The 22,507-nt window shown below is 60.9% G+C and carries 20 protein-coding genes; 8 read left to right on the top strand and 12 right to left on the bottom strand.

Features of this window, described 5'->3' with window-relative positions; translation table 11 throughout:
- Positions 1-137 precede the first annotated feature (137 nt).
- Positions 138-545: a DUF3757 domain-containing protein gene (locus Q7F16_RS11590; protein WP_046064512.1), complete on the top strand. Its 408-nt coding sequence runs from the start codon at positions 138-140 to the stop codon at positions 543-545.
- Positions 546-581: 36 nt separating this feature from the next.
- On the opposite strand, the gene Q7F16_RS11585 is transcribed toward Q7F16_RS11590, so the two are convergent.
- Positions 582-1,160, bottom strand: a complete 579-nt coding sequence (locus Q7F16_RS11585) for a DUF2780 domain-containing protein (RefSeq protein ID WP_014340572.1) — start codon at positions 1,158-1,160, stop codon at positions 582-584.
- A gap of 300 nt (positions 1,161-1,460) precedes the next feature.
- On the opposite strand from Q7F16_RS11585, the gene Q7F16_RS11580 reads away from it, so the two are divergent.
- The 5 genes from Q7F16_RS11580 (at position 1,461) to Q7F16_RS11560 (ending at position 4,731) form a co-directional block, all read left to right on the top strand.
- The gene (locus Q7F16_RS11580) at positions 1,461-1,883 is read left to right on the top strand and encodes a DUF3757 domain-containing protein (protein ID WP_014340573.1); all 423 of its coding nucleotides are present in this window, start codon (positions 1,461-1,463) and stop codon (positions 1,881-1,883) included.
- Between the two features lie 105 nt (positions 1,884-1,988).
- Positions 1,989-2,564: a hypothetical protein gene (locus tag Q7F16_RS11575; protein ID WP_409555808.1), complete on the top strand. Its 576-nt coding sequence runs from the start codon at positions 1,989-1,991 to the stop codon at positions 2,562-2,564.
- 470 nt (positions 2,565-3,034) lie between these two features.
- Complete coding sequence (locus Q7F16_RS11570; protein WP_409555807.1) at positions 3,035-3,307, top strand: hypothetical protein; 273 nt, start codon at positions 3,035-3,037, stop codon at positions 3,305-3,307.
- Positions 3,308-3,496: 189 nt separating this feature from the next.
- Positions 3,497-3,709 (top strand): cold-shock protein, encoded by a 213-nt coding sequence (locus Q7F16_RS11565; RefSeq protein WP_014340576.1) that lies wholly within the window; start codon positions 3,497-3,499, stop codon positions 3,707-3,709.
- Between the two features lie 26 nt (positions 3,710-3,735).
- Entirely contained in the window at positions 3,736-4,731 is a 996-nt protein-coding gene (locus Q7F16_RS11560; protein WP_014340577.1) for an RHS repeat-associated core domain-containing protein, read from the top strand.
- Between the two features lie 115 nt (positions 4,732-4,846).
- Here the strand turns inward: Q7F16_RS11560 and fdhA are convergent, their stop codons facing one another.
- The 8 genes from fdhA to Q7F16_RS11520 form a co-directional block, all read right to left on the bottom strand.
- Positions 4,847-6,046, bottom strand: a complete 1,200-nt coding sequence (fdhA, locus tag Q7F16_RS11555) for a formaldehyde dehydrogenase, glutathione-independent (protein WP_003177608.1) — start codon at positions 6,044-6,046, stop codon at positions 4,847-4,849.
- 181 nt (positions 6,047-6,227) lie between these two features.
- Positions 6,228-7,085: a formyltetrahydrofolate deformylase gene (gene purU, locus Q7F16_RS11550; RefSeq protein ID WP_014340578.1), complete on the bottom strand. Its 858-nt coding sequence runs from the start codon at positions 7,083-7,085 to the stop codon at positions 6,228-6,230.
- A gap of 160 nt (positions 7,086-7,245) precedes the next feature.
- Positions 7,246-7,878 carry a sarcosine oxidase subunit gamma gene (locus Q7F16_RS11545; RefSeq protein WP_046063306.1) on the bottom strand — a complete coding sequence of 211 codons (633 nt, stop codon included), beginning with the start codon at positions 7,876-7,878 and terminating at the stop codon, positions 7,246-7,248.
- Positions 7,879-8,037: 159 nt separating this feature from the next.
- Positions 8,038-11,055: a sarcosine oxidase subunit alpha gene (locus tag Q7F16_RS11540; RefSeq protein ID WP_046063305.1), complete on the bottom strand. Its 3,018-nt coding sequence runs from the start codon at positions 11,053-11,055 to the stop codon at positions 8,038-8,040.
- Positions 11,052-11,381 carry a sarcosine oxidase subunit delta gene (locus Q7F16_RS11535; RefSeq protein WP_003206305.1) on the bottom strand — a complete coding sequence of 110 codons (330 nt, stop codon included), beginning with the start codon at positions 11,379-11,381 and terminating at the stop codon, positions 11,052-11,054. Before Q7F16_RS11535 ends, Q7F16_RS11540 begins: the two co-directional genes overlap by 4 nt.
- 14 nt (positions 11,382-11,395) lie before the next feature.
- Complete coding sequence (locus Q7F16_RS11530) at positions 11,396-12,646, bottom strand: sarcosine oxidase subunit beta (protein WP_003177603.1); 1,251 nt, start codon at positions 12,644-12,646, stop codon at positions 11,396-11,398.
- A 21-nt stretch (positions 12,647-12,667) separates the two neighbouring features.
- Positions 12,668-13,921, bottom strand: a complete 1,254-nt coding sequence (gene glyA, locus Q7F16_RS11525) for a serine hydroxymethyltransferase (protein ID WP_003206308.1) — start codon at positions 13,919-13,921, stop codon at positions 12,668-12,670.
- A 315-nt stretch (positions 13,922-14,236) separates the two neighbouring features.
- Positions 14,237-14,941 (bottom strand): TraX family protein, encoded by a 705-nt coding sequence (locus Q7F16_RS11520; RefSeq protein ID WP_409555806.1) that lies wholly within the window; start codon positions 14,939-14,941, stop codon positions 14,237-14,239.
- Positions 14,942-15,175: 234 nt separating this feature from the next.
- Between Q7F16_RS11520 and Q7F16_RS11515 the strand changes: the two genes are divergently transcribed.
- Complete coding sequence (locus tag Q7F16_RS11515; RefSeq protein ID WP_046063303.1) at positions 15,176-16,216, top strand: threonine aldolase family protein; 1,041 nt, start codon at positions 15,176-15,178, stop codon at positions 16,214-16,216.
- A gap of 242 nt (positions 16,217-16,458) precedes the next feature.
- Here the strand turns inward: Q7F16_RS11515 and gbcB are convergent, their stop codons facing one another.
- Positions 16,459-17,559 (bottom strand): glycine-betaine demethylase subunit GbcB, encoded by a 1,101-nt coding sequence (gbcB, locus tag Q7F16_RS11510; RefSeq protein WP_409555805.1) that lies wholly within the window; start codon positions 17,557-17,559, stop codon positions 16,459-16,461.
- 283 nt (positions 17,560-17,842) lie between these two features.
- Here gbcB and gbcA point away from each other — a divergent pair, with 283 nt between their 5' ends.
- Positions 17,843-19,138, top strand: a complete 1,296-nt coding sequence (gbcA, locus tag Q7F16_RS11505; protein ID WP_003206316.1) for a glycine-betaine demethylase subunit GbcA — start codon at positions 17,843-17,845, stop codon at positions 19,136-19,138.
- A gap of 105 nt (positions 19,139-19,243) precedes the next feature.
- Here gbcA and Q7F16_RS11500 read toward each other — a convergent pair whose 3' ends face one another.
- Positions 19,244-20,488, bottom strand: a complete 1,245-nt coding sequence (locus tag Q7F16_RS11500; RefSeq protein ID WP_046063301.1) for a metallophosphoesterase — start codon at positions 20,486-20,488, stop codon at positions 19,244-19,246.
- Between the two features lie 27 nt (positions 20,489-20,515).
- Positions 20,516-22,384 (bottom strand): hypothetical protein, encoded by a 1,869-nt coding sequence (locus tag Q7F16_RS11495; RefSeq protein WP_046063300.1) that lies wholly within the window; start codon positions 22,382-22,384, stop codon positions 20,516-20,518.
- Positions 22,385-22,507 lie beyond the last annotated feature (123 nt).

The raw sequence follows: 22,507 nt of genomic DNA, 5'->3' as shown, positions 1-22,507 counted from the left end.
CGCCAACCGTAAACTTCACGATTCAAAAAATAGCTTTTTAATTCCAAATCAACATAAACGACTGTCAGCATTGACAGTAGCCCTCACTCGGCACAGCCGCAAACATGTCGCCGGGACACATTTGTGGAGGCAAGCCCATGAGAAACTTCATGACTGACGGCGGCGCTGGAATTTGCTTACTGATAATCGGCCATGTTCATGCCGCAGAAGTCACCTGTCCGGCTGCAACTCTCATCCATGGAACCACTGAAACGGTAGAAATTCAGGGTGATCGAGAATGGCAGAGCCAGGACCTTGGACAGGAGGCCAACCCAGCGGTGCAGCAATTCAACGACGCCGAGTTCGCGATCCATGAACCCGACGAAGATGAACAGGTGCCGAGGAGAGTGACCATCACCTGCAATTACGGCGAGAACAACCTCACGCTGGATTATCTTGACGTCCAGGAGCCGGCGTCCTTGCCCTGGTCGGGCAACCATTACGCCAGCCGGGACACCCACTCCTGCAGGCCGGTGAACACCGACTACTTCAGCTTGAGATTCTGATGGTTGCGTGGCGGATTTTCGATGTCGCCACCGTCATCAAACACCCGCCCCCGTGCCCCAGATACCCCCCAGATTCTGCAGCAACGAACCCGCCACGCCCTGTTGGCCGAGGTACTGCAAGATGATCGGGGCAAACTGGCCGATCATGCCGCTGTCCATGCCCAGCGCACTGAAGGCATTGTTCAGGTCGCCGGTGTCCTTGACGTTGCCCAGCAAGCCGTCGAGCAGTGCATTTTTGTCCGACCCGCCCCCGAGCAAACCGCCCAGGCCATTGAGCCCGCCGATGGCGCTGTTCCCGGCGATCTGGTCCAGGCCCGGGACACTTTTGCTCAACTCGGAAAACTGCGGCTCGCTAAGTCGGTTCTTCGCCAGCCCCAACATCGCACCGGCACCGCCAATGGCCTGTTCCGGCGTGATCTTGAGTTCCGATCCCAGGGTATTGAGCAGCCCGGCGGCTTTCGGCGCCGCGGCCACGACGCCCTCGCCCTGCTCGCCTTGGTTGCCCTGCATCGCCGACACCACATTGGCTGCATCACTGAGGCTGAACTGCGCGAAGGCTGGGCTGGCAGCCAGCGCCAACAGGCAAGACAGAGCAAAACTGCGTGAAACCTTCATCCGGAACATCCTCTTGAGCATGAAAAAGCCGCCCATGAAGAGCGGCGTAAAGCGTGCGTTGGACTGGCTCGGACGGAAATTGTTCCTAAATGTATTACATGGCTGGCCGATAGCCATTACAGAAAAATCTTCCGAGGCCGTCAGAAGCGTCTGATTTACCGAAATTGCGCTTTTTTATATAGCTAAAAGTTACAAAATATCAATATACAGTTCTAAATTGACATAAACGACTGACAACATTGACAGTAGCCCGCCGGACCAAAGCCGTGAATCGTCGAACTGAGACCTGGAGCCTGGCACATGAAAAAAATACTGGCGGGAGGCGCGGTGTTGCTTTTGCTGATCATCGGCCACGCCCATGCCAGTGAAATAACCTGCCCCGCCGTCACTGACATCCATAGAAACATCGAATCGGTGGAAGATGTTTTCTTCGTCGAGGTACAGGACGGCCCCGAATGGGAGAGCGAAAGCCTGGTGGACGTGGTCGACCCGGCATCGTTGCAATTCGAAGGTGCCGGGTACGTCATCCATAAGGCCGACGAGGACCAACAGGCTGCCACAAGGGCGACCATCACGTGCCGATACGGGGACATAAATCTGAATGTGGAGTATCAGCAGATCCTGGAACCGGCCTTTTCAGGGTGGGTGAATAATCGCTGCGAAAGCCCGGACACCAGAATGTGCAGGTTAATGGACGGAGACTACTTCAACCTGTCTCTTTGATCGGGAATGGCAACCGCGTCACTGTTCCTGCACAGCGTCTCAAGGCGCCCTGCCATCGTCTGCACCGTTACCGTACAGTGCGACTTCCTCCAGCAGAGTTTGCCTATGAATGTAAAAATCGGCGGCGCGACCCTCGCCGTCATCCTGGCGGGCATGCTCATTGCCCTCGGCATCACCGAGTGCCAGCGTGGCCCGGTGAATCCGGAGCTGGCCGACGGCACCAGCGAAGAACAAAAGACCTGGCTGACCATCGAGCATCGCATCAAGCGCTCCGACCCGACGCTGACCGAGGTGACCCGCGACCAGCAAACGCTGACCGTGCTTTACCGTCCCGGTGCTTGCGCGGATGACTGCGAGCCCTGGGTCCCGCACATGCTGCGGGTTGTCGGCCACGGCCTGGCGGCGCTCAATGGCGCGCCCGGGGGCAAGCAATACACGCAAGTGACGGTCAAGGCGCGCCTGCTCGCTGACGATGACGTGGAACTGGTCTACGACATGCCGGGCTTCGACGCGATCAAGACCCAGCAGGGTGGCTACGAAACCTTTGCCGGTATGCCCCGCAGCCTGAACTTCAGCGCCGCCGCCCTGGCCCAGGCGCAAGCCTATTGCCAAGGCCCTAGCGCCAAAGGTTTCCACCCTGAATTCTGCGAACGGGTCGAGACCGCAACTGTCCGGCAGTAACTGTGGCGAGGGGATTTATCCCCGCTGGGCTGCGCAGCAGCCCTAAAACAGTGAACTCAACCTTCCTGGCAGACCGAGTTGCCTGGTTTGGGGGCAGCTGCGCAGCCCAACGGGGATAAATCCCCTCGCCACAACAGCACTCGATCATCGTCGACTAAAAATCTTACAACTACTTGGGAAATCACCCGCAACAGCGAGCCTTGCCCAAGCCAATCCGCGATGCCTATAGTTCGTCCCGTCGTCCACATGGCGACTCGGGTTTGGCGACTCGATAAACTACGGTCAGAAGCCCTGCTTTTTGGCACGGGCTTTTGCACCCGCAGAACTGCTCAATGGCAGTTGTGCGCGGGAGGCCTTCGGGTCTGCCGGTTTCCGTGGTTATCCGGTTCGCCAACCTGCGTACAGCTGCCACCCATTCGTTTTGGCGACGAGTGAGTGGCGGCATCCATTGAACCTCGGAGATCCACCCAATGAACCGATACATGCCCCTCACCGGCGTCGACTGCACCCCCGCCGCCCTGCTCATCGACACCCAGGCCCCCCTCGACGTCCTCCACGAAACCGCCGCCTACCGCATCCGCGCCGTCACCCAATTGCTGGAGAACATCGCCTTTCGCGAAGAAATCAGTTCCGACGCCGTTGTCCTCCACGACTTCGCCCTGCTCCTGGCGATTCCGTTGCGCGATGGCTGCGATGTGCTGGATGTGATCGGTCGACGGTTGCAGGCTCAAGCCATGGCATGACTGCTGCGGCAGTCATCCAACTATCAACGCACAACCCCTTATCTCTTCTCGGTATTGCCTACTGTCAACTCTGACAGTAGGCAACTGCCTGTGCCGGCTCTAAGCTCTAGCCGAGACAACGAAAAACAAGGCCATGGGCAAACCACAGTCCCTGTGCCTTTCTTCATTCGGGCAAGCAGGACAATAAAAATGAACGACCGAATCAAAGGAACCGTTAAGTGGTTTAACGATGCAAAGGGCTATGGCTTCATTACCTGCGGCAAAGGAGGCGAGGAACTGTTCGTTCATTACTCAGCGATATCCGGCGAAGGTTATAAAACGTTGAAAGAAAGGCAAACCGTCTCCTTTGAAATCGAAAAGGGTGACAAAGGTATGCAGGCCACGAGAGTGACGCCGGATTAACCATCGGCTCGCGCAGGAGTCAATCCATGTCGGCGAACCGCAAAACGCTGCTCTGCCGCTACCATTACGACCCACTGGATCGCCTGGCCGATTGCACGCCATCGGCCCAGGCCCGCACCCAGCGCTTCTACCTGAAAGAGCGCCTGAGCAGCGAAATCCAAGGCTCGGTACAACGATCGATTTTCCAGCAAGACGACCAACTCCTGGCGCAACAACAGCGCCAGGATGGCGTCATCGAAACCACCTTGCTCGCCACCGATCAGCAACGCTCGGTGCTGCACGCGCTCGATGCCATACAGCCTCATCCCCTCGCCTACACCCCCTACGGCCACCGCCCTGCGCAAATCGGCTTGCTCAGCCTGCTTGGCTTCAACGGCGAACGGGCGGACCCAGTGACGGGGCATTATTTGTTGGGCAATGGCTATCGGGCGTTCAATCCGGTGTTGATGCGGTTTAACAGCCCGGACAGTTTGAGTCCGTTTGGGGAGGGTGGGTTGAATGCGTATGCGTATTGCGCTGGAGATCCGGTGAATCAGCAGGACCCGACAGGGCATATCAGGTTTCCTAGCCTGATGCTCGCATCGAAACCCAACTTAACAACTAAAAACTTAAATATAGGATCATTTAACGATTTTCTAGGCACCCCTCATATCATCGACAAAATCGTAGGAGAGCTATCTGGCGACAGTTTGGTGTCTTTATCGCTAACATCTAAAGATATGAGTCGCGTGGTTAATTCCAACATACTCCCCCTGACGGTCAAAGCCCCGGCAAAAGAACTCAAAAAATTCGAAATTTACAAACTTCGCTCCGTAGCCTTAGGCGAATCGAAGCGTCACCTGCCGGCACAGGTCTTGGAATATGAGAATTTGAAAAATATTGCGAAGTCCGTCCCCTCCAGCGATATTCCTATGGAAGAAATGTCCAAGACGATGAACTTTCAGGCGCGCCTTAAGGCAAGGTTATTACGTTCGGAGCGCGCTAGACGCTCATTCCCAAACACCATTCGCCAAAAAACCTAAAACAAGAACTACGCTAGGCGACGACTGATCAGAATTCATAACGTTGGAGATTTGCTATCGGGTAAATAAAAAAGGACGACATCACTGTCGCCCTTCTCCCGTTTTGCTTCCAACCTTACGCCGCACTAAACAACTTATGCGGATCAATCACAAACTTCTTCGGCACACCCGCATCGAACTCGCCATAACCCTTCGGCGCGTCATCCAGGCTGATCACCTGCACACCAACGATTTCAGCAATGTTGATACGGTCCCACATGATCGCCTGCATCAGCTGGCGGTTGTACTTCATCACCGGGGTCTGGCCGGTGTGGAAGCTGTGGGATTTAGCCCAGCCCAAGCCGAAGCGAATGCTCAGGCTGCCCATTTTCGCCGCCGCATCGACTGCGCCCGGGTCTTCGGTGACGTAGAGGCCAGGGATGCCGATTTTGCCAGCGACACGCACCACGCCCATCAACGAGTTGAGCACGGTGGCCGGGGCTTCGTGCTTGACGCCGTCATGGCCGTGACCGCGGGCTTCGAAGCCCACGCAATCGACGGCACAGTCGACTTCCGGCTCGCCCAGCAGCGCGGCGATTTGTTCGTGCAACGGGGTGTCGGTGGACAGGTCGACGATTTCAAAGCCCTGGGCCTTGGCGTGGGCCAGGCGGATGGAGTTGACGTCACCGATGATCACCACCGCCGCACCCAGCAGGCGAGCGGAAGCAGCAGCTGCCAGGCCAACCGGGCCGGCACCGGCGATGTAGACGGTGCTGCCAGGGCCAACGCCGGCGGTGACGGCGCCGTGGTAGCCGGTCGGCAGGATGTCGGACAGGCAGGTCAGGTCACGGATTTTTTCCATGGCCTTGTCGCGGTCCGGCAGTTTCAACAGGTTGAAGTCGGCGTACGGCACCAGCACGTATTCGGCCTGGCCGCCGGTCCAGTCGCCCATGTCCACGTAACCGTAGGCACCACCGGCACGGGCCGGGTTGACGGTCAGGCAGACGCCAGTATGTTGCTCTTTGCAGGAACGGCAGCGCCCGCAAGCCACGTTGAACGGCACCGACACCAGATCACCGATTTTCAGGTTCTCGACGTCGCTGCCCTTTTCGATCACTTCACCGGTGATTTCGTGACCCAGGACCAGGCCGGTCTGGGCAGTGGTACGGCCGCGCACCATGTGCTGGTCGGAGCCGCAGATGTTGGTGGAGACCACGCGCAGGATGACACCGTGCTCAATCTTCCTGCCGCGCGGGTCCTGCATTTTTGGATAGTCGATTTTCTGTACTTCGACCTTGCCGTTGCCGAGATACACGACACCACGATTACCAGACATGCTTTCACCTCGCTGTTGTTTTTGTGGAACTGCGTTGCCCAGGCAGGCAGCGCGTTGATTGCTCGGGTTAGTGCTTGTGTCTTTGTTTCTTTGTTGTCTGTAAGGGCCTCATCGCGAGCAAGCTCGCTCCCACAGTTGATCGCGTACTCCCTGTGGGAGCGAGCTTGCTCGCGATGTCGGTCTAAAGAACGACAGTGCGATTGGCGTTCAAGAACACCCTTCGCTCGATGTGATACCCCACGGCCCGGGCCAGGGTGAGCCCTTCGATGTCCCGGCCCTTGGCGATCAGGTCTTCGGGATAGTGGCTGTGGTCCACCACTTCCACGCCCTGGGCGATGATCGGACCTTCGTCCAGGTCGTTGTTGATGTAGTGCGCCGTGGCGCCCACCAGTTTCACGCCTTTGTTGTAGGCCTGGTGATACGGCTTGGCGCCCTTGAAACCCGGCAGCAGCGAGTGGTGGATATTGATCGCCTTGCCGTCGAGCTTGCGGCACAACTCCGGCGACAGCACTTGCATGTAGCGCGCAAGGATCACCAACTCGGCACCGGTGTCTTCGATCACCTGCCACACCTGCCGCTCCTGGGAGGGCTTGTCGTTCGGGTCCAGGGGGAAATGGTAGTAGGGAATCTGGTGCCAGTCGGCCAGCGGCTTGAGGTCGGGGTGGTTGGAGACCACGGCCACCACGTCCATGGACAACTGGCCGATGCGCTGGCGGTAGAGCAAGTCGTTGAGGCAGTGATCGGCCTTGGAGACCATGATCACCACTTTGGGCCGGTAGTTGGGCGGCGTCAGTTCGAAGACCATGCCGAAGGCTTCGGCACGCTCGGCCAGGCCGGAGCGGAAATTCTGCTCGTCAAAACCATCCGGTTGACGAAACTCCACGCGAATGAAGAAGCGCCCCGAGAGTCGGTCGTCGAAAGAGTGGTGCTCGGTGACGTAGCAGCCCTGCTCGAACAGAAAGCGGGTCACCGCGTCCACCGTGCCGAGCACGCTGGGGCAGTCGGCAGTCAAGATCCATGTGTCTGGGGCGCGGCTCATTGCGGTGACTCCTGTTCAAAATTAACTGGGCGACAAAGAACCCTGTGGCGAGGGAGCTTGCTCCCGCTGGGCTGCGCAGCAGTCCTCGCTTTTGGCGGTTGCTGCGCAACCGAGCGGGAGCAAGCTCCCTCGCCACAAAGGCCGTGGTCGGCTTTAGTCCTTATGCCTGCACGCTCAACCCATACTCAGCCGCGGCATCCTGCAACCACAGCCACCAGTAATCCGAGAAGCTGCGGCGGATCACCAGTTCCCAGGTGTCTTCGCCGGTGTGGCGAATCACCAGTTGCGATTTGGCGAACACCGTGCCCACGGCCTTGCCCACCGGGAAGTTGCTTGGGTGAACATCGTAGCTGGTGGACTTCATCAGCACGTCGCGCACGTTCGGGCCGGACAGTTCGAGGATCTGCTGGCCGCCGCTGACGTTGACGATCTGGATGTGCAGGTCGCCCAGGGCTTCGCGCAGTTTCTGCTCGGAGGCGAACTCTTCGCCGGTGGGCACCACCAGCAGCCATTCATCCGGGCCGAGCCATTGCAGGCTGGTTTCACCCTTGACGATGACGGTCAGCGCACCTGGCAATTCCAGGCCCAGGGCCTTGTGCACGCCGGCGGCGAACGCCGGGTCGTGACCGTCGCCACGAAGGGTCAGGTGGCCCAGGAGTTTTTTCTCGCGCACGGTCACACCGGCGTTCTTGCGGCCCTTGCCCACCAGGCTGGCGAGGTCGGCATGGTGCAGCGACGACTCGGCCTTGGCCCCGGTGGTTGGGCGTTGTGGGTACACGTTGACTGCGGTCATATGGAGCACCTGTCTGAATGCTTGTTCGACCTGCCGGTGGGTGGCGCTGTGGGAGCAAGGCTTGCCCGCGATGAACGATAACTCGGTCTGATGGCTACCGTGTCGCCTGCATCGCGAGCAAGCTTTGCTCCCACACGCCCCCACCACAGGGCTTAAATGTTAGATATTCTGCCGATCCCCCTTCGGATCGAAGAACACCGAAGAAACAATCTCTGCCTCGATCACGCTGCCGTCGGCCAATGGCGCGAACACGCGCTCGCCCATCCGCTTGAGCCCGCCCTTGACCACGCCCATGGCAAATGAATAACCCAGGGAGTTGTGGGCATAGCTGGAGGTCACGTGACCAACCATGGTCATCGGGATCGCCTGCTTGGTGTTGAACACCAGTTGCGCGCCCTCCGGCAGCCAGACATTCGGGTCGATCGGCTTGAGGCCCACCAGTTGCTTGCGGTCTTCACGCACGCAATCTTCGCGATTCATGCCGCGCCAGCCGATCCACGAAAACGGTTTGGTACGTCCTACGCACCAGCCCATGTTCAGGTCGTCCGGGGTCATCGAGCTGTCAGTGTCCTGACCGACGATGATGAAGCCCTTCTCGGCCCGCAATACGTGCATGGTCTCGGTGCCATACGGGGTCAGGTTGTACTTCTTGCCGGCCTCGACGATCTGCTCGAGCACGCCCATGGCGTAGTCGGCCTGGACGTTGATTTCGTACGACAGCTCACCGGTAAACGAGATCCGGAACACCCGCGCCGGCACGCCGCCCACCAGGCCTTCCTTCCAGGTCATGAACGGGAAAGCGTCCTTGTCCAGGTCGATGTCAGTGACGTCGCTCAGCAGCTTGCGGCTGTTGGGGCCCGACAGGGTCATGGTCGCCCAGTGGTCAGTGACCGAGGTGAAGTACACCTTCAGGTCCGGCCATTCAGTCTGGTGATAGATCTCCAGCCATTGCAGCACGCGCGCTGCGCCGCCGGTGGTGGTGGTCATCAGGAAGTGGTTGTCCGCCAGACAGGCTGTTACGCCGTCGTCGAAGACCATGCCGTCTTCCTTGCACATCAGGCCGTAGCGGGCCTTGCCCACGTCGAGCTTGGTCCAGGCGTTGGTGTAGACGCGGTTGAGGAACTCGCGAGCATCCGGACCCTGGATGTCGATCTTGCCCAGGGTCGAGGCGTCCAGCAGGCCAACACTGTCACGCACGGCCTTGCATTCGCGCTTGACCGCGGCATGCATGTCTTCGCCGTTCTTCGGGAAGTACCAAGGACGCTTCCACTGGCCGACGTCTTCGAACTCGGCGCCGCTTTTCACATGCCAGGCATGCAGTGCGGTGTAACGCACCGGCTCGAAGATGTGCCCACAGTGCCGGCCCGCCACCGCGCCGAAGGTCACCGGCGTGTAGTTCGGACGGAACATGGTGGTGCCCATCTGCGGGATGCTCACGTTCAGCGAGCGGGCCGCGATGGCCAGGCCGTTGACATTGCCCAGCTTGCCCTGGTCGGTACCGAAGCCCAGTGCGGTGTAGCGCTTGACGTGTTCCACCGACTCGAAGCCTTCGCGGGTGGCGAGCTCGATGGCGGCGGCGGTGACGTCGTTCTGCAGGTCGACGAATTGCTTCGGCGCCCGTGCAGTGGATTTTTCGTGGGGCACCTGGAACAGCGCCAGGGTTGGCTCTTCGTGACGGCTCAGGGCTTTGGGCAACACGCCCTCCACGGCCTTGAAGCCGGCTTCGTTGGCCGCGCGCACGCCGCCTTCAAAACCGTCAGCCAAGGTATCACCAAGGCTGTAGACACCGTTCACACCACCGACGCAGACACGCTTTTGCGGTGCTTCGCCCGGTACGAAACCGAGGATGTCTTCACGCCAGATCGGCTTGCCACCCAGGTGCGAAGCCAGGTGAACCACCGGGCTGTAGCCGCCGGAGCTGGCCACCAGGTCGCAGTCCAGCCATTCGCCGGGGCTGGTGACTTTGTGAGCTCGCACGTCGATCGCGGCAACACGTGCCCCGGTGACGCGCTTGCTGCCACGGGCCTCGATCACAGCGCTGCCGGTAAGGATGCGAATGCCCTTGGCGCGGGCTTCTTCCACCAGCGCACCACGCGGGTTGCTGCGCGCATCGGCGACAGCCACCACTTGCAGGCCGGCGTCGAACCAGTCCAGGGCCACGCGATAGGCGTGGTCGTTGTTGGTGCTCAGCACCAGTTTCTTGCCCGGTGCCACGCCGTAGCGACGCACGTAGGTGGACACCGCACCCGCCAGCATGTTGCCCGGCACGTCGTTGTTGCCATAGACCAGCGGGCGCTCGCAGGCGCCGGTCGCCAGGACCACGCGCTTGGCGCGGACGCGGTTGATGCGTTGGCGGACCTGGCCGATCGGTGCGCGATCGCCGAGGTGGTCGGTGAGGCGCTCGTGGATGGTCAGGAAGTTATGGTCGTGGTAACCGTTCACCGTGGCGCGAGGCAGCAACACCACTTCTGGCATCGAGCGCAGTTCAGCCACCGCCGCAGCGACCCACTCGGTCGCCGGCTTGCCGTCCAGGCTCTCGCGGGAGTCGAGCAGGCTGCCGCCGAACTCTTCCTGCTCATCGGCCAGGATGACACGCGCACCGCTGCGGGCCGCGGCCAGTGCGGCCGCCAGGCCCGCGGGGCCTGCGCCGACGATCAGCACGTCGCAGTGACGGTTCATGTAGTCGTAGGTGTCCGGATCGTTCTCGGTCGGCGAACGACCCAGCCCTGCGGCCTTGCGGATGTACTTCTCGTAGGTCATCCAGAACGATTGCGGGTACATGAAGGTTTTGTAGTAGAAGCCCGGCGGCATCAGCTTGCCGCCGACCTTGCCGAGAATCCCCATCATGTCGTTGTTCACGTTCGGCCAGCCGTTGGTGCTGGTGGCGACCAAACCCTGGTACAGCGCCTGTTGCGTGGCGCGCACGTTAGGGATTTGCGTGGCTTCGGTGGCACCGATCTGCAGCACGGCATTCGGCTCTTCGGCACCGGCGGCGAAGATGCCGCGCGGACGCGAATACTTGAAGCTGCGGCCAATGATGTCGACACCGTTGGCCAGCAGCGCAGCGGCCAGGGAATCGCCCTCGAAGCCTTTGTAGGTCTGGCCGTTGAAGGTGAAGCTCAGCGCTTTGTTGCGGTCGATCCGTCCACCGTTGGACAGGCGATTGATCTGGCTCATACCTTCTCTCCCAGAGCCTGTGCGGCCGCTTTCGGACTGTCAGCCTTGTCGGTGAATTGCGGCTTTTGGCCGATCTTGTACGTTTCGAGAATCTCGTAGGTCACGGTGTCGCGGGTCACGTTGAAGTACTGGCGGCAACCGGCGACGTGATCCCACAGTTCGTGGTGCAACCCGCGCGGGTTGTCACGGAAGAACATGTAGTCGCCCCACTGTTCGTCGGTGCAGGCGTTCGGATCCAGTGGACGCGGGATATGCGCCTGGCCGGATGCATGGAATTCCTCTTCGGAGCGCAGTTCGCCGCAGTGAGGACAGAAGATGTGCAACATGGGGATTTCTCCTGTTAGTGGGCAACCGCAGCAGCGCCGTGTTCATCGATCAACGCACCGTTGTGGAAACGGTCGATGGAGAAAGGTGCGGCCAAGGGGTGCATTTCACCCTTGGCCAGGCTCGCGGCAAATACGTTGCCCGAGCCAGGTGTCGCCTTGAAGCCGCCGGTGCCCCAACCGCAGTTGAAGAACATGTTCGGCACCGGGGTCTTGGAGATGATCGGGCAGGCGTCCGGCGTGGTGTCGACGATGCCGCCCCACTGGCGGTTCATGCGTACGCGGGACAACACCGGGAACATCTCGACGATGGCCTGGACCGTGTGTTCGATCACCGGATACGAGCCACGCTGGCCGTAGCCGTTGTAGCCGTCGATACCGGCACCGATCACCAGGTCACCCTTGTCGGACTGGCTGATGTAGCCGTGCACGGCGTTGGACATGATCACGCTGTCGATGATCGGCTTGATCGGCTCGGACACCAGCGCTTGCAGCGGGTGGGATTCGATCGGCAGGCGGAAGCCCGCGAGCTTGGCCATGTGCCCGGAGTTACCGGCCGTCACCACGCCGACGCGCTTGGCGCCGATGAAACCCTTGTTGGTTTCCACGCCGATGCACACGCCATTTTCCTTGCGGAAACCGATCACTTCGGTCTGCTGGATCAGGTCCACGCCCAACGCGTCCGCCGCCCGGGCAAAGCCCCAGGCCACGGCATCGTGACGGGCCACGCCGCCGCGACGCTGGACGGTAGCGCCCATCACCGGGTAGCGGGTGTTTTTCGAGCAATCCAGGTACGGGATCTCGTCGGCCACTTGCTTGGCGTTGAGCAGCTCGCCGTCCACGCCGTTGAGGCGGTTGGCGCTGACGCGACGCTCGGAATCACGGATGTCCTGCAGGGTATGGCACAGGTTGTAGACGCCACGCTGGGAGAACATCACATTGTAGTTCAAGTCCTGGGACAGGCCTTCCCACAACTTCATCGCGTGTTCGTACAGGTGGGCCGATTCGTCCCACAGGTAGTTGGAGCGCACGATGGTGGTGTTGCGCGCGGTGTTACCGCCGCCCAGCCAGCCCTTCTCGACCACGGCCACATTGGTGATGCCGTGTTCCTTGGCCAGGTAGTAGGCGGTCGCCAGGCCGTGCCCGCCACCGCCGACAATGACCACGTCATAGACCTTTTTCGGGGTCGGCGTGCGCCACATCCGCTGCCAGTTTTCGTGATGGCTGAGAGAGTGTTTGAAGAGGCCGAAGCCCGAATAGCGTTGCATAGTCATTACTCCAAAACCGACTCAGCGATAAACCGGGAAGTCCGCGCACAGGGCCGCCACTTGCTGCGCGACATTGGCCTCGACATCGGCATCGCCGAGGTTGTCGAGAATGTCGCAGATCCAGCCGGCCAGCGTGACGCACTGGGTCACCTTGAAGCCACGGGTGGTCACCGCCGGGGTACCGATGCGCAGGCCCGAGGTCACGAACGGCGATTGCGGGTCGTTCGGCACGGCGTTCTTGTTGACGGTGATGTGGGCGCGGCCCAGGGCAGCATCGGCATCCTTGCCGGTCAGGCCCTGACGGATCAGGCTGACCAGGAACAGGTGGTTATCGGTGCCACCGGACACTACATCGTAGCCGCGCTTGATGAACACGCCAGCCATGGCCTGGGCGTTATCGATCACTTGCTGCTGGTAAGCCTTGAAGCCAGGTTCCGCCGCTTCCTTGAAGCACACCGCCTTGCCGGCGATCACGTGCATCAACGGGCCGCCCTGGGCGCCGGGGAATACCGCGGCGTTGAGCTTTTTCTCGATCTCTTCGTTGGCCTTGGCCAGGATCAGGCCGCCACGTGGACCGCGCAGGGTCTTGTGGGTGGTGGTGGTGACCACGTCGGCGTAAGGCAGTGGATTAGGGTACAGGCCGGCGGCGACCAGACCGGCAACGTGGGCCATGTCGACGAACAACAGGGCACCGACCTTGTCGGCGATCTGGCGGAAACGTGGGAAGTCCAGGGTCTTGGAGTAAGCGGAGAAACCGGCAACGATCATCTTCGGCTTGTGCTCGACCGCCAGGCGCTCGACTTCGTCGTAGTCGATCAGGCCGGTGGTGGTGTCGATGCCGTATTGCACCGCGTTGTAGAGCTTGCCCGAGGACGACACCTTGGCGCCGTGGGTCAGGTGACCGCCGTGGGCCAGGCTCATGCCCAGGATGGTGTCGCCGGCCTGCAGCAGGGCCAGGTACACGGCGCTGTTGGCCGAAGAACCGGAATGCGGCTGGACGTTGGCGTAATCGGCACCGAACAATTGCTTGGCGCGCTCGATGGCCAGGGCTTCGACTTTGTCGACGTGCTCGCAGCCACCGTAGTAGCGCTTGCCCGGATAGCCTTCGGCGTACTTGTTGGTCAGGCCGCTGCCCTGGGCCTCCATCACGCGCTTGCTGGTGTAGTTCTCTGACGCGATCAGCTCGATGTGATCTTCCTGGCGTTGCTCTTCGGCGTTCATCGCCGCCAGCAGTGCATCATCGTAGCCTTGGATTTGGTCTTGCTTGCTGAACATCGCGTCTCTCCCAGCGGCGGCGGTGCGCCTTTCGTCTCGGTGAGGCACGGACCATTCGGTCGTGCCCTTTGGATGCGATGGTATGGCTGGCGCAGGCATGTCAAATGCCTATGGACGCCACGCAAAGGTGCGTTTACGACATGGGATCAAAGAGTCGGAGAGCAAGGCCTGCGCGATAGCACTGTGGGAGCAAAGCTTGCTCGCGATCCAGGCGCCTCGGTCCGCGGGAGACCGCGGCGTTTTCATCGCGGGCAAGCCTTGCTCCCACAGGTATTGTTCCCACAGCTTGGCTCCAAAAATGCTGCTCCCACAGGGCTATGCGGCGATCTGGCGAACCGCGAGCAACAGTAGGAAATGCGCGGGATAAAGGCCATACGCCCAGCGCCGCATCGCCGGTGGCTGAAAACGACCTGCCTGTCGCAAAAGCACCAACCCAAGCCATGGCGCGATCAGGCAAGCCACCAACCCGCCGATCGCCACTGACTCCCCCAGCCACGCCGCGCCATACAGCACCCGCCATTGATTGGCCGCCACGCAGACCAATCCAGGCAACAAGGCCATGTACAAGGGACGCTTGAATACCAGCAACATCGCCAGCGGCAGCAGCACACCAAAGAACCCGAACATCAGTTGCGATGAAAACAGCGCCGCCAACAACAACGCCACCGCGGCCAGACATCGCGCCTCCAGGGTGGGCGTCTGCCAACAGCGCGCCACCAACAATCCCAGCATCAGGGTTGGCATCACATTCAGGGTGGCGGGGACGGGAATGAACAAGCGGTAGGGGATTTCGCTGACGGCGCTGAATAGCAACAGCCAGCCCAGGTAACGCCATGGAGCGGTGCTGGCGTCGTTGCGCGCCAGGTTCGCCGCCATCGCCAGGCAGAACCACGGGAACGCCAACCGCCCCGGCACGTATAGCCAATCGACGGAGAAACCGACATATCGCAGATGATCGAGCACCATCGCCAACAGAGCCAGCCACTTGAGCAGGTCCAGGGCGCCGTCACGCCGGCTCATGTGTAAAACGACTCGATGACTTTGATACTTTCCGACAGAAACATCCGGTGTGTTCCCCCGCTAATCTTGGGTAAAGTGCGCACCAGTATCGACCACGGCGTTGCGGACTCAAGCGCGCGAACCATGATCGACCACGGCGCTGTGGACCCAAACACGCCGAACCATGGAACGCCCCACCCGGGCATTCCGCCAGGGATCTCTTTACCCAGGACTCTCTATTCAAGGAGCAAGGCCATGACCGACAAGAGTCAACAGTTTGCCAGCGACAACTATTCCGGCATTTGCCCCGAAGCCTGGGCGGCCATGGAAGAAGCCAACCAGGGTCACCAACGCGCCTACGGCGACGACGAGTGGACCCACCGCGCGGCGGACGATTTCCGGGCCTTGTTCGAAACCGACTGCGAGGTGTTCTTCGCGTTCAACGGCACGGCGGCCAACTCTTTGGCGTTGTCCTCACTGTGCCAGAGTTACCACAGCGTGATCTGCTCGGAAACCGCCCACGTCGAAACCGACGAATGCGGCGCGCCGGAGTTCTTTTCCAACGGGTCCAAGCTGCTGGTGGCGCGCACTGAAAACGGCAAGCTGACCCCCGAGTCGATCCGTGAGATCGCCCTCAAGCGCCAGGACATCCACTACCCCAAGCCCCGGGTCGTGACCCTGACCCAGGCCACGGAAGTCGGCAGTGTCTACACCCCGGAAGAAATCCGCGCCATCAGCGTCACCTGCAAGGAACTGGGGCTGAACCTGCACATGGACGGCGCGCGTTTTTCCAACGCCTGCGCCTTCCTCGGCTGCTCCCCAGCCGACCTGACCTGGAAGGCCGGCGTGGACGTGTTGTGCTTCGGCGGCACGAAAAACGGCATGGCGGTGGGTGAAGCCATCCTGTTCTTCAACCATGACCTGGCCGAAGACTTCGACTACCGCTGCAAACAGGCTGGGCAACTGGCCTCGAAGATGCGTTTCCTCTCCGCGCCCTGGGTCGGCTTGCTGCAAAACCAGGCCTGGCTCAAGCACGCCCGCCACGCCAACCACTGCGCCCAATTGCTGGCGGAACTGGTCAGCGACATTCCCGGCGTGGAACTGATGTTCCCGGTCCAGGCCAACGGCGTATTCCTGCAACTCTCGGAACCGGCCATCGCCGCGCTGACCGCCAAGGGCTGGCGTTTCTACACGTTCATTGGCAAAGGCGGCGCACGCTTCATGTGCTCCTGGGATACCGAAGAAGCACGGGTGCGGGAATTGGCGGCGGATATTCGGGAAGTGATGGGCGCCTGAAGCAACGACCGATATCTTCGGTTTTTTGGGCTCTGGGACTTTTAAGCTTTTGTGGCGAGGGAGCTTGCTCCCGCTGGGCTGCGCAGCAGCCCCCATGCGGTGTATCAGGTAGCTCGTGTTTACCAGATGACGACTGCTGCGCAGCCGAGCGGGAGCAAGCTCCCTCGCCACAGATAAACCCCTCCCAGTACAAGTAAATCCCTCCAGATACAGAGGGACTTACACCTGCCTGAGCGAGCAGATCAAAACTCGATCCGCACATCCCCCTTCGGCACGCTGCAGCACGACAGGATGTAGCCCTCGGCTTCGTCGTCCTCGGTGATACCGCCGTTGTGGTCCATTTCCACTTCCCCGCCCAGCTTCAGCACCTTGCAGGTGCCGCAGATGCCCATGCCGCAGGCCTTGGGGATCATCATGCCGAGCTTGGCAGCCGCGGCGTGCACGGTTTCCCCCGGTCCCACGCGAATGCTCTTGCCCGAGGAGGTGAACTCCACCAGGTGCAGGTCCGCCGCATCGACTTGCGGGGCATCGGCCGCTTGTTCGGCCTGTTCCACGGCGTCGGCGCGGGCTTCCGGTGGCGTGGCGCCGAAGGATTCCTCGTGATAACGCTTCATGTCGTAGCCGGCCGCTTCCAGCAGGCGCTTGACTGCGGTCATGTACGGGGTCGGGCCGCAGCAGAACACCTCGCGATCGAGGAAGTCGGGCACCATCAATTCCAGCATCTTGTGGTTCAGATAACCGCGATAGCCGGCCCAAGGCTCGCCCAGGCCATGTTTTTCGCAGATCAGGTGCAAGCTGAAGTTGTCGATCCGCGACGCCATGTGCTCCAGCTCGCGGTGGTAGATGATGTCCTTGGGCGAGCGGGCGCTGTGGATAAAGGTCATGTCGACATTGGCGTTGGTGTCGTAGAACCAGCGCGCCATGGACATGCACGGCGTGATCCCCACGCCACCGCTCAGGTACAGGACTTTCGGGCTCGGGAAATCGATGGCGTTGAACAACCCCACCGGCCCGTGCACCGCCAGCTCCTGGCCCTCGTGCAGGGTGTCGTGCAGCCAGTTGGACACCTTGCCCCCCGGCACGCGCTTGATGGTCACCGAGAAACTGTAGGGCACCGACGGCGAGCTGGAGATGGTGTAGGAGCGCATGATCGGCTGGCCTTCGATTTCCAGCTCCAGGGTGACGAATTGCCCAGGCTTGAAAAAGAACATGATCGGCTGGTCGGCCATGAAGCAGAAGGTGCGCACATCCCAGGTTTCCTGGATGACTTTGACGCAACGTACGATATGTCGGCCATTGGCCCAGGTCTGGGTCGTGACCGGGTTCAGGAAGTTATTGGACATGCTGATCTCCACGGCCGACTGTCGGCCTTCATGAGGGCGATTGTGCGCAGGCGCCTGGGTGACCATTTACCTATCTGCGACATTCACATACTTATCGCGACCAGCCCCCAACTACCGGGGCTTGCGCGTCGGGAACAGATTGGGCCATGTCGCCCATGGATAAGGTTGCGCCCCTGCGCGGCCCCACACTCGCCCCAACAGATAAACAAAGTTTTCTGCCTTGCGTAGCACAACCGATTAGTCATTTTTCGCCGGCCACATAGAGGGCCATGAGGATAAAACGATGGACGTCACCACTACCCTTAGCCTGGGCGATCCGCTGGAACCCGCACGCAAGGCCACCGCGCAAATGCTGCAAGAGCGCGAGCGCACCTTTTCGCTGCCGCAGCCGTTCTACTCCGATGAGCGCCTGTTTGATATCGATATGCAGGAAATCTTCCAGAAGGAATGGTTGATCGCCGGCATGACCTGCGAGATCCCGGCCAAGGGCAATTACCTGACCCTGCAAGTCGGCAAGAACCCGATCATCGTGATTCGCGGTGCCGAGGGCGTGGTGCATGCGTTCCACAACGTCTGCCGCCACCGCGGTTCGCGGCTGTGCACCAGCGACAAGGGCAAGGTCGCCAAACTGGTCTGCCACTACCACCAGTGGACCTACGAGCTGGACGGTCGCCTGCTGTTCGCCGGCACCGAGATGGGCGCCGACTTCGACATGAAGCAGTACGGCCTCAAGCCTGTGAACGTGAAGACCGCGGGCGGCTACATCTTCATCAGCCTGGCCGAGAACCCGCCGGCCATCGATGACTTTTTGTCGACACTGAACCATTACATGGAACCGTACGACATGGAGAACACCAAGGTGGCGGTGCAAACCACCTTGATGGAAAAGGCCAACTGGAAACTGGTGCTGGAAAACAACCGCGAGTGCTACCACTGCGGCGGCGCCCACCCGGAGCTGCTCAAGACCCTGCTGGAATGGGACGACGTCACCGACCCACGCGCTGACCAGGCGTTCAAGGACCACGTGGCCGCTTCCGCCGCCGCTTGGGACGCCGAGAAGATCCCTTATGCCCACGCCAGCTTCGGCCTGCGCAACCGCATCGTACGCATGCCGCTGCTCAAGGGCACCGTGTCGATGACCATGGACGGCAAGCAAGGCTGCGCCAAGCTGATGGGTCGCATCAAGAACCCGGACCTGGGCTCGATGCGCATCCTGCACTTGCCACACTCGTGGAACCACTGCATGGGCGATCACATCATCGTGTTCACCGTGTGGCCAATCAGCGCCCAGGAAACCATGGTCACCACCAAGTGGCTGGTGCACAAGGACGCGGTCGAAGGCGTGGACTACGACGTGGCGCGCATGCGCCAGGTCTGGGACGCCACCAACGACCAGGACCGTCGCCTGGCCGAAGAAAACCAGCGCGGCATCAACTCCACCGCCTACCAGCCAGGCCCGTACTCCAAGACCTATGAGTTCGGCGTGGTGAACTTCGTCGACTGGTACAGCGAGCGCATGCTCAACAACCTGGGGGCCGAACCGGCGCCGTACCTCAAAGGTGTTCCAGTCCAGGGCTAAGTCAGAAGCATCGCGAGCAAGCTCGCTCCCACATTGGGTCTTCGGTGCGCTGAAGATCCCCTGTGGGAGCGAGCTTGCTCGCGATAGCGGTCTAACATTCACCGGCTACTTGGAAGACCACCGCACACTGCCATCCTCCCCATAAAACGTCTCGACAATCTCCTCCCCCTTCAGCCGCACCTTCACATACCCGTTCAACACTCGCTGCGGATACGCCTCGTCACCCGCCAATTGAGTCTCCGACCACAATACCCCGGCATGCCCGTTCAATTCGCTGGTGGTGCCATAGGGAATCGCCCCGTGCCCGGCGCAGCGCGCATGCAATCCGCCTTGCGGCGCGTAACAGATGCCGTTGTGCAAATGCCCCCAATACCAGTAGTCCGGCTCGCGCCCCAGGGCATCGCATACCGGTTGGTAGAGGGCGGTCTTGTTGTGCCCGGAAATATCGAAGCCCTGGTGATGACTGAGCACCATGAGTTTCTTGCGTTTGGGCAGGGTTTTCATCCACTCGATCTGCTGGGTGTTGAGGGTGCCATCCATGTACAGATTCATGGCGTCCGAGGCGTAGGCGCTGTCGAGGCCAACCACCAGCCAGTCGTCGTTGTACAAGGCAAAGTAACTGGTGCCCTGCTGCACCGGGAAACGCTTGGACAGTTCCTTGAAATAGCCGTGGGCACCGCTGTACATCTCGTGGTTGGAATTGAGGGTAAACGCGCCATGCTTGCCCTGGGGCCAGCCGACCATGTCGACGTCTTCCTGGGAATGGGTGCCGGCGTAATACACGTCGCCCAGATGGATGGTGAAATCGGCCAGGGCCAATTGCATCTGGTTGGCCACCGCCACCGCCGGAGCGTGACTGTCGAACGGCCCGGTGCCCCAGTCGCCAGCGATGGCCAGCACCACGTCGCTGTCCATTTTCACCAGCGCCGGGTTGGTGGCGAACGGTGCGTGGTGGCGCAGGTTCTCGATCCACTTGAGCAGCGCCTCGCTCCACAACAGGTCCAGCAGTTCCCATTTGCGGCAGCCGAGCAAGGTGCCGTCCTTGAGTACCCGGGTCGGTAGCTCGTCCTCGCTTTGCGGCAAGGGCTCGGCATTGCCGATCTTGAGGATCGACAGGCCGTGGGCCAGCTCCCACGGCACAGCCGGTTCGTCGTCCGGCAGATCACCATGCTCGATGACGTGCCGGGCCTGGTCGTGGCCTCGCTGCAGCAGCTTGACGATGGCCTGGAACTCCTCGGGCTCAAGGTCGTTGACCAGCTTTTTCCAGGACATCTCCAGCCGCGTGACCAACCCATGCAGGCGGACCTTGACCTTGTCGAACTCATGTTCCCAATGGTGCAGTAATGACATGTGAACGCTCCTTCGCAATGCCCTGGGCTACAGGGTCTTCATGAATTCGATCAGGGCCCGTTTGTCGACGTCCGACAGCTGCGTGCCATACAGGTGACCGCCGTTGTGATTGCCTTCCAGGCGGGTGTCGTATTTGAAATCCGCCGACGCCTTCATCTGCGCGCCGCTGGTGATGAAGCCGACCTTCTCCTGGTCGTAGATGTCGGAGCCGGTGTAGAACACTTGCGGACGTTGCTCTGGCGCTTGCAGCAAATCCCACAGGGTCGGCACCGAACCGTTGTGCAGGTACGGCGCGCGCAGCCAGATACCGTCGGTGGGCGTGTTGCTGTAGCTCTGGGTCTTGCGGTAGGCGCCGAAGTCGAACGGCGGTTTCTTGAAGCCGTGGAACGCCGTCACCAGGCCGGTGGTGAAGGAATTCAGGCGATGGGGATCGGTGCCCAACTGGTCGATGTTGGTGGTGACCTGACCGGTGTCGCTGCGGCCAAAATCGTGGCAGCTGGCGCAGTTTTTCTCCCAGATCGGTTTGCCTTGGGCGACTTTCGCCTGGTCCAGGGCGAACGGCCAGGCCGGCGCCTTGTGGCCCAGCAGCCAGTTCGTGACGCGATTGAAACTCGGCGGCAGCACCGATTGCGGCGTCGCGCCCACGGCCATGGCCGCTGCGTAGTTGCGTTCGTGGATCTTGTTGTTATTGCCGTCCCAATGCAGGTACATGGACTCACGCGGTTTCTGGTTCCAGACCTGCGGCAGATCCACGGTGCCGATGGTGGAGTCATCCGGGAAGCCGAACACCACCATTTTGGTCGGGTTGAAGGTGTCGGTCCGCCCTGGCCCCTGGGCCGGACGCAGCTTCTGCCAGGCATACGCCTGCTTCTGCTTGAGCAGCGCACTCTTGGCCATCGGGATGATCAGGTAACGGTTGTACAGCTTCTCGAAAAAACCCAGTTGGAACTTGCCATTGATCGCCGCCATCACCGCATCGGGGGTGAATTTCGGGTCGCTGGCACACTCGTAGGCGAACCACTGGAAGGCCTGCAGTTGCAGGGTATTGGCTGGCGCGCTGGCGACCGGAATCGCTATGTCAGTGGCATTGGCCCGGTAGGAACCGGTGTGGCACAGGGCGCAGTTGGGCTCGACAGTGGGGTAACCCAGTTGCCGCTTGGCCATGCCGATGGGCAGGTCGTTGCCGTTTTCATAGAGAAAACCGAACACCTCGTAACCACCCGGCTTGGGCAGTTTTTCCGGGCACATCTGCGGCAGCACGGCGAACAGGTAGTAGGGAATCCGCGCCTCGATGCCCAGGCCGATGGCGGCGTATTTGTAATGGTCTTCGTCGGAGGCAAAGTCCGCTTGCGGCACTTCCCGGATCATCTGGTACCAGGTCTGGTAGCCGATGAAGCCCAGCACCAGCAGCACCACCAGCGCGCCGACCTTGAAACCGTGGCTCTGCCAGCGCCGCGCCCAACCGGCGCGCCATTCCCGCCAGCCGGCGCAAAGCAAGGCCAGCGGACGATTGGCCGCTGGACAGCCGAGGTACAGCAGCACGCCCAGGATCAGGAACATGCTCAGGTCGCCCATCAGCATCGGCACGAACAGCTGGCCCTGGTTGTTGGTGTTGATCAGGTAGATCCAGAACACCACCGCCACCAGCCGCGACAGCACGCACAACCACGAATGCACGACGAAACGCGGCGCGTTGAACCCCGAGGGCATGTAGAACAGGCTGATCCCCACCAGCAACATGCCGGCGTTCTCCAGCCAGGGATCGGACAATACGGGGGGCAGGCCGATCATGGACGTCAGCAACGCCGGCGCGAACAGCGCCGGGATCGCGAAGAACATGTTCATGACAATCCCGACCCAGATGATGCGTTGGAACCAGCGGATGTAAGTGTTCATGGCATCCTTTTTCCTTATTCCTGACTCACCACAAAACCCATGTGGCGAGGGAGCTTGCTCCCGCTGGGCCGCGTAGCGGCCCCCAAGACGTCAAAAGCGACGACTGCTTCGCAGCCGAGCGGG

This window comes from Pseudomonas sp. Lb2C2, assembly GCF_052112205.1.
GTDB classification, from domain to species: Bacteria; Pseudomonadota; Gammaproteobacteria; order Pseudomonadales; family Pseudomonadaceae; genus Aquipseudomonas; species Aquipseudomonas kilonensis.
This window is presented reverse-complemented; position numbering and strand designations above follow the sequence as displayed.

What these genes read in the sequence shown, in the direction of transcription:
- Q7F16_RS11590 (WP_046064512.1), top strand. Translation starts at nt 138, where the DNA reads ATGAGAAACTTCATGACTGACGGCGGCGCTGGAATTTGCTTACTGATA.
- Q7F16_RS11585 (WP_014340572.1), bottom strand. Translation starts at nt 1,160, where the DNA reads ATGAAGGTTTCACGCAGTTTTGCTCTGTCTTGCCTGTTGGCGCTGGCT.
- Q7F16_RS11580 (WP_014340573.1), top strand. Translation starts at nt 1,461, where the DNA reads ATGAAAAAAATACTGGCGGGAGGCGCGGTGTTGCTTTTGCTGATCATC.
- Q7F16_RS11575 (WP_409555808.1), top strand. Translation starts at nt 1,989, where the DNA reads ATGAATGTAAAAATCGGCGGCGCGACCCTCGCCGTCATCCTGGCGGGC.
- Q7F16_RS11570 (WP_409555807.1), top strand. Translation starts at nt 3,035, where the DNA reads ATGAACCGATACATGCCCCTCACCGGCGTCGACTGCACCCCCGCCGCC.
- Q7F16_RS11565 (WP_014340576.1), top strand. Translation starts at nt 3,497, where the DNA reads ATGAACGACCGAATCAAAGGAACCGTTAAGTGGTTTAACGATGCAAAG.
- Q7F16_RS11560 (WP_014340577.1), top strand. Translation starts at nt 3,736, where the DNA reads ATGTCGGCGAACCGCAAAACGCTGCTCTGCCGCTACCATTACGACCCA.
- fdhA (WP_003177608.1), bottom strand. Translation starts at nt 6,046, where the DNA reads ATGTCTGGTAATCGTGGTGTCGTGTATCTCGGCAACGGCAAGGTCGAA.
- purU (WP_014340578.1), bottom strand. Translation starts at nt 7,085, where the DNA reads ATGAGCCGCGCCCCAGACACATGGATCTTGACTGCCGACTGCCCCAGC.
- Q7F16_RS11545 (WP_046063306.1), bottom strand. Translation starts at nt 7,878, where the DNA reads ATGACCGCAGTCAACGTGTACCCACAACGCCCAACCACCGGGGCCAAG.
- Q7F16_RS11540 (WP_046063305.1), bottom strand. Translation starts at nt 11,055, where the DNA reads ATGAGCCAGATCAATCGCCTGTCCAACGGTGGACGGATCGACCGCAAC.
- Q7F16_RS11535 (WP_003206305.1), bottom strand. Translation starts at nt 11,381, where the DNA reads ATGTTGCACATCTTCTGTCCTCACTGCGGCGAACTGCGCTCCGAAGAG.
- Q7F16_RS11530 (WP_003177603.1), bottom strand. Translation starts at nt 12,646, where the DNA reads ATGCAACGCTATTCGGGCTTCGGCCTCTTCAAACACTCTCTCAGCCAT.
- glyA (WP_003206308.1), bottom strand. Translation starts at nt 13,921, where the DNA reads ATGTTCAGCAAGCAAGACCAAATCCAAGGCTACGATGATGCACTGCTG.
- Q7F16_RS11520 (WP_409555806.1), bottom strand. Translation starts at nt 14,941, where the DNA reads ATGAGCCGGCGTGACGGCGCCCTGGACCTGCTCAAGTGGCTGGCTCTG.
- Q7F16_RS11515 (WP_046063303.1), top strand. Translation starts at nt 15,176, where the DNA reads ATGACCGACAAGAGTCAACAGTTTGCCAGCGACAACTATTCCGGCATT.
- gbcB (WP_409555805.1), bottom strand. Translation starts at nt 17,559, where the DNA reads ATGTCCAATAACTTCCTGAACCCGGTCACGACCCAGACCTGGGCCAAT.
- gbcA (WP_003206316.1), top strand. Translation starts at nt 17,843, where the DNA reads ATGGACGTCACCACTACCCTTAGCCTGGGCGATCCGCTGGAACCCGCA.
- Q7F16_RS11500 (WP_046063301.1), bottom strand. Translation starts at nt 20,488, where the DNA reads ATGTCATTACTGCACCATTGGGAACATGAGTTCGACAAGGTCAAGGTC.
- Q7F16_RS11495 (WP_046063300.1), bottom strand. Translation starts at nt 22,384, where the DNA reads ATGAACACTTACATCCGCTGGTTCCAACGCATCATCTGGGTCGGGATT.